The 5449-nt window shown below is 44.5% G+C and carries 5 protein-coding genes; 2 read left to right on the top strand and 3 right to left on the bottom strand.

Annotated elements, in window-relative coordinates; all coding sequences use genetic code 11:
- Positions 1-95 precede the first annotated feature (95 nt).
- Positions 96-548: a TnsA endonuclease N-terminal domain-containing protein gene (locus KDK14_RS11635; protein ID WP_257265288.1), complete on the bottom strand. Its 453-nt coding sequence runs from the start codon at positions 546-548 to the stop codon at positions 96-98.
- Between the two features lie 150 nt (positions 549-698).
- Positions 699-1280, bottom strand: coding sequence for a superoxide dismutase [Fe] (sodB, locus tag KDK14_RS11640; RefSeq protein ID WP_257265289.1), 582 nt, complete (start codon positions 1278-1280; stop codon positions 699-701).
- 265 nt (positions 1281-1545) lie between these two features.
- Between sodB and KDK14_RS11645 the strand changes: the two genes are divergently transcribed.
- The gene (locus KDK14_RS11645; protein ID WP_257265290.1) at positions 1546-2367 is read left to right on the top strand and encodes a hypothetical protein; all 822 of its coding nucleotides are present in this window, start codon (positions 1546-1548) and stop codon (positions 2365-2367) included.
- 72 nt (positions 2368-2439) lie between these two features.
- On the opposite strand, the gene KDK14_RS11650 is transcribed toward KDK14_RS11645, so the two are convergent.
- A complete protein-coding gene (locus KDK14_RS11650; protein WP_257265291.1) occupies positions 2440-3030 on the bottom strand; it encodes a YecA family protein in 591 nt (196 codons plus the stop codon).
- Positions 3031-3199: 169 nt separating this feature from the next.
- Between KDK14_RS11650 and KDK14_RS11655 the strand changes: the two genes are divergently transcribed.
- Complete coding sequence (locus KDK14_RS11655; RefSeq protein WP_257265292.1) at positions 3200-5347, top strand: hypothetical protein; 2148 nt, start codon at positions 3200-3202, stop codon at positions 5345-5347.
- The last annotated feature ends 102 nt before the right edge of the window (positions 5348-5449 follow it).

Consider the following 5449-nt stretch of genomic DNA (forward strand, 5'->3'; position numbering starts at 1 on the left):
AAAAAATTGAAGTAATAACGAACTTGGAAAAACAGTTCACTGGTTTCGGCTTGCTCATTATAGAAAGCTGACCGAATCATCGTTTTATACAGACTCTAAAGTCGAGCATATATAGCTACCTGCTTTTTATTACCCTCCTCATCGTTGTAGTCAACTAAAAAGTCAGTTGTTATCCACAGAGCTATTTTTTCTTTCGTGTTGTAATCAGTTGTCTCAGGATGTTTGATTTTAAGTTTTTCGGCAATAGAAAGAGTCATTTCCCTCTCAATGGGGAACTGCTCACGAATATCTAGTACATTTTTTGCCAAGTCTAAGAACTTAAAAATCTTGTACTCTAGATCAGACATTAATTGGACAAGTCGTCCCTGGGATTTAATCCCTGGTACAGTGCGTTTTCGATTACCTATGGAGGATGGAACTTCATGGATATACAAGCCGGGTATGTAGTTAAGACCTGTACCTGTGCCGCGTAGCTCTTTCTCTAGCCATCTCAGATATTGTTTTTCTGATCTGGAATAAAGAGAGTGTTTTATAACTTTATTTGGCATAAAAATACTGTCTGTTAGGAAAACAGACAGTATAGGTTAGAAATAAGATCTGGTTGCCAACCTAAACGGTTAAATTTCCAACAAATGTTGTCAATTTCCGACTTAATGTGTTGATTGCCAACTTAATCGTGTATCTACCAAGATGATTGATTAAGCAGCCAGGTTAGCAGAGACGAAGTCCCAGTTCACCAGGGCCCAGAACGCCTTCAGGTAGTCTGGACGCAGGTTACGGTAATCAATGTAGTAAGCGTGCTCCCACAGATCGCAGGTAAGCAAAGGCTTCTGGTCGCCAGTAATTGGCGTACCGGCGTTGCTGGTGTTAACGATTTCCAGGGAACCGTCAGTGTTTTTCACCAGCCAGGTCCAGGAGGAACCAAAGTTGTTGACGGCCATGTCAGAGAATTTGGCAACAAACTCGTCATAAGAGCCAAAAGCCTTGTCGATAGCAGATGCCAGTTCACCGGCAGGCTTGCCACCGCCATTTGGGTTCAGGCAGTTCCAGTAAAAGGTGTGGTTCCATACCTGGGCAGCGTTGTTGAAGATGCCACCTTCAGAAGTCTTGATAATATCTTCCAGGCTTTGGTTTTCCAGCTCAGTGCCTTCAACCAGGCCGTTCAGTTTGACAACATAAGTGTTGTGATGTTTGCCGTAATGATAATCCAGGGTTTCTTTGGATATATGGGGTTCCAGGGCGTTGCGCTCATAAGGCAACTCAGGCAGTTGAAAAGCCATTTGCGTTCTCCCGCTGTGGTTGGAATAGTATTGGTTTCGTTCAGAGACCTGATTTTCGCAAGGCGATAGTAGCACTGTGGCCACTACGATTCCATGTGCTTTGTATCTTGAGGTATGCCGCAAAAATTTCAGGCCCACAATAACCTGTTACGTTAAATAAAAGGGTTGGGGGCTGAATTTCTTTCTTCTACAATAGTTCTCTTTTATTCCCCGGGAGCTGGGAACACCGAGTCCGGAGACGGTACAAGTGAAACGGTGTTTTTGATTGAAAGCAGTGACTATGCAAGAGGATAGCAAGATTCATCATTCAAGCCAGGACTTATCTATAACCGCTGATCAGCGTCCTTCCAGACACCGTTCAGCAGGCACTGGGCTAAAAAGTCCCCGTAAGCCCCCTGCTACCAATAAAAGCGGTGGTGCAGGTTTTCTGGTCTCTGGTGCCCTGTTTGTGCTTCTGGCTGCTGTAACTGCAGGAGGTTACTGGCAAGTGACTGAGCTGCACAAGGCCCTGAAGGATACCAGGCAGGAGCTTCAGGCAACCCGGGATCAACTGGGTCTGGTGACGGGCCAGGTGTCGCAAACCGGTGAAACCATTAGCCAGAGTGACTCCATCTTCCGCTCAGAACTTAAACAGGTGAACTCTGAAATTCGCAAGCTCTGGGATGTTTCTAACAAAAGAAATCGTCAGTGGATTAATGAGAACAAAGATCAGATTGAGCAGGGCACGAAAAAAGTAGACCTTGCTGTCAAACAATTTGAAGCCGCTAAAAAATCTTCTGATCAGACGGTTTCAAAGCTGAATGAGCTGGATCAGGTAATCAAGGGCGTGACCACTGAGCAGCTGGTTGCTAATTCAGATATGGTCAGCCGTATTGAAGCACTGAAAGCTGAAGTTGATGCCTTAAAGGACACTTTATCGGCACAAGAGAGTATTGGGCAGCAGATAGAAACCTCTGCTGAAATCCAGGAAGAACTCACCAGGAAGCTGAGTGCTTTCCAGAGTCAGGTCTCACTGCGGTTGCAACAGTTGGAAAACACCATGCGGGATCTTGGCAGTCCAAAAAACAAGGGGTTGACAATTCAGTAGTTGTCAAGGTCAATAGTTGTCAAGGCTTTGGAAACAAGTGGTTAATAACCATTATCGCCACTGCTTCGCGAACTATGCACGCGGCTTTCCCGGTTGGTGTGGCTTTTTCTCTTCAGGCGCGTTGATGATCAGGTAAAGCTCCATCAACACTTCGGGAATCTGGCTGCACATATCCTCTGTGAGCTGGCTATCCCTGCGGATAGCCTGAAACTCCTGCTCTTCATCAAACAGACCTGAGGCTAGCATGATCGGTAGCAGGAGTTCACAAACCTCCTGTTCATTGGCTTCGAACCAGGCGTCTTCATTCAGGAAGTGAGCCATCATAAAACCCGTGCACCAGTTGGCAAGGGCCTCATCGTCGTGGTCTTCCAGCCCTGCGGATTCGCAGGATAGGGAAAAGCCCTTGTCTTCGTCGTTAAATCCCCGATCGATGGCTGTTTGCATTTTGCCAATAAGTTCATTCAACTCATTGGCGCTGGCAGCTGAAAGCTCAACCACACCATCAAAAATACTCTCATTCCGTACTTGCTCGGTCAGGTCCGGGGGGCAGATGGTCAGAGCGGTCAGAAAGCCGTGGAGACCATGGTAGTCAAGAGCTCCGGTTTCACTGGGTTCAGTAACACGCTGTAACAGAGCTTCCACAGAAGCACGAATATTGGACATAAAGGGGATCCTGAAAATTTGATGGGTTATAGAACTAAATACAGTTTGCTAACGTCTGATTGAGTGGAATGAACAACACATGAACCGTACAAACAATATCTGATATGGGTTTGAAAAAATATAGAAGACATCAGATGTCCTTCGTATGGTGAATTCTTGGAGATTGAGTATGGATAATTTAAAGACTGCAGGCAGGCCATTCACAACATCTGGCCCGGGATCTGGCACAGGAACTGATAACCATAGGGAGAAGCCGATCAAGGAAGGGCGCATGAAGGATGGCAAATCAGTAGGGCTAACTGAATCTTTGAGGTTGCGGTTTATAGGTCAAAGCTCTGCTGAGGGACCGGTGTATGTGAAAAATCGACGGGCGGTTGTGCACTGTAAAGAACAAGTTGCCGGAAGTATCAGTTCAGAAATAGAAGGCAGGATATCCGGGTCAGATCATGGAGAAGCGCCGACCGGTGCAAGGTTCCCAATGGGTAGTGCTGAATTCAGCTCAGCACTGGGTGTCATGAGAGGCGGTATCCCAGACCCGTCGGCAAAAGCTTGCTTTTCCGCGTTTTTTTTTCCAGTAACCCTCTCCTGTAAGCTCGATGATGTTGAGCAAACACTTCCCCATGAAATGGCGCGTGAGATTTGTGATAACGATGCCATTCGAGATTGTGCGGCTTATCTGGCCAATGGGAGAACCGAAAAAGTCAGCTTGAGAAGCTATGAAGAATCGTATCAGAATGACGTAGGCAGGGTCGATTTAACCATTATTAAAGCAAGTTCTAATGGTGCTGAACCACTCAAGTTCAACACCAAAGACTACAAAAAAAGCTTAAATCTGGCAGATGAATCTGTCAGTAATCTTGATATTGAGAATAGGTTGGCTTCATATCTTGATGGTCAGGATGCTGAACTGTCGGATTCTTTAAAAATTCTTCTTGGGCAAGGCTTGTTGAACCAGCTATATACCTGCTTCTATGGAATGGGGTTGAAACTGAGTTGCTCAGGGTATACAGGTTGCAGTCATACTTTAGAACTCAACGACTGTCGGTGTGTTTTGAAATCAACGGTGACTTACAATGTGTATAGCAATTCAGAGGGTAAGCTAAAAAGACTGAAAATACCTTGTTCTTTTTCTGTGATGATCTGTCTTGGTTCTTTGAACAACAGTGGTAATTGGTGCCTGAATGAAGCAAAAATAAATCTGAATTTTCAAGGTAAAGTGGCACGGGTTTTAGAGAGACAAATCAAGTCGGCAACTTCAGGGCGGCTACTCCCGGACAGCGAAGCGACAGGCGCAAATGCCGTAGATTTGCTTGCTGCCCGGACACTGAATGATGATGGTTTACGGAATTATTGCAGCAGTGAAGATAGTTTATTATCGACTGATTCAGATACGGCAAAAACGAGAAAACCGTATTTTAAAACAGGTGTTTTGCTAAAAGATAATAAGGTGTTTTTATGTGATGCTTCTGTTAATGAGCATAATGTGTGGTGGCAGTTGAGTAAATTTAATTGGGTGTCTGCATTTTATAAAGGTTTAATAAGAAGAGGTGTCCAGTCTGATGGTAATTATGCTGACATGGAAGAGATTGTGGTGCGATGCTCAAATTTACTACGCTGGTATCCTTCCGGAAAAAAACAGTTTTTTGATTGCTTGCTGGATGAAAATGTTCATACGCTAAAGGATTATGGCAATCCTTATTTGAGCGTGCTTAAACAAGAAGTATTAGCTGAATGCCGGTCTTTATGGAATGCCCGGTTTCAAGAGTGTCTTGCTAAATATTTAGATTTCAATTGCCAGGATTATGCCGGTAAGGTATTTCCAGAACTAAGTATAGAGGCTAATGGAATTGAATTTGTTGAAATGGCCATTGCCATTTATAACAGCCGGGAAAATACATCAAACGTAGTGGCCCGGGTGAAAATGATGAATGATATTCGTCAGGAATTAATGGCTGCAAGATCATTGTCCAATAGCTCATGTGCCGGTTATCTTCTCAAACTGGGAAAAGCCAAGGCAGGCCGCCTTACGACTGTTCCTGATTATCAAGGGTGCTCCCAATCAAAATACAAGCCTGCTCTTGAACTGGTGTCGTATTTTAACCGATTCTCGGCCGGAGGCCTGAAACTGGTCAGTATTCTTTTTTATGAGAACATGAACAGGCTAAGGGTGTTGTGCAGCGCTCCATGGGTTGATCATTATTTAACCCTTATAGAACGGCACGACAATCCTCGAAAAAACGATGAATTTGTCAATAAGTTATCCATAGATTTACAGTTATGCACTGAAACAGATGAACGACTTATGACGATAGTCTGATTGGTTGGAATCCGTCAGGATTTGATGAAGATGCAGGTGAGTATCCCGTAAGTAGCTGGCCATATGGAATCGTATATTTCTGGCTACTTGGGCTGGTACTAT

It is taken from the genome of Endozoicomonas sp. ONNA2, from assembly GCF_024606365.1.
In the GTDB taxonomy this organism is placed as follows: Bacteria; Pseudomonadota; Gammaproteobacteria; order Pseudomonadales; family Endozoicomonadaceae; genus Endozoicomonas.

Bases quoted from the DNA above. Each gene is read 5' to 3' on its own strand.
- sodB (WP_257265289.1), bottom strand. From the start codon at position 1,280: ATGGCTTTTCAACTGCCTGAGTTGCCTTATGAGCGCAACGCCCTGGAA.
- KDK14_RS11650 (WP_257265291.1), bottom strand. From the start codon at position 3,030: ATGTCCAATATTCGTGCTTCTGTGGAAGCTCTGTTACAGCGTGTTACT.
- KDK14_RS11655 (WP_257265292.1), top strand. From the start codon at position 3,200: ATGGATAATTTAAAGACTGCAGGCAGGCCATTCACAACATCTGGCCCG.
- KDK14_RS11635 (WP_257265288.1), bottom strand. From the start codon at position 548: ATGCCAAATAAAGTTATAAAACACTCTCTTTATTCCAGATCAGAAAAA.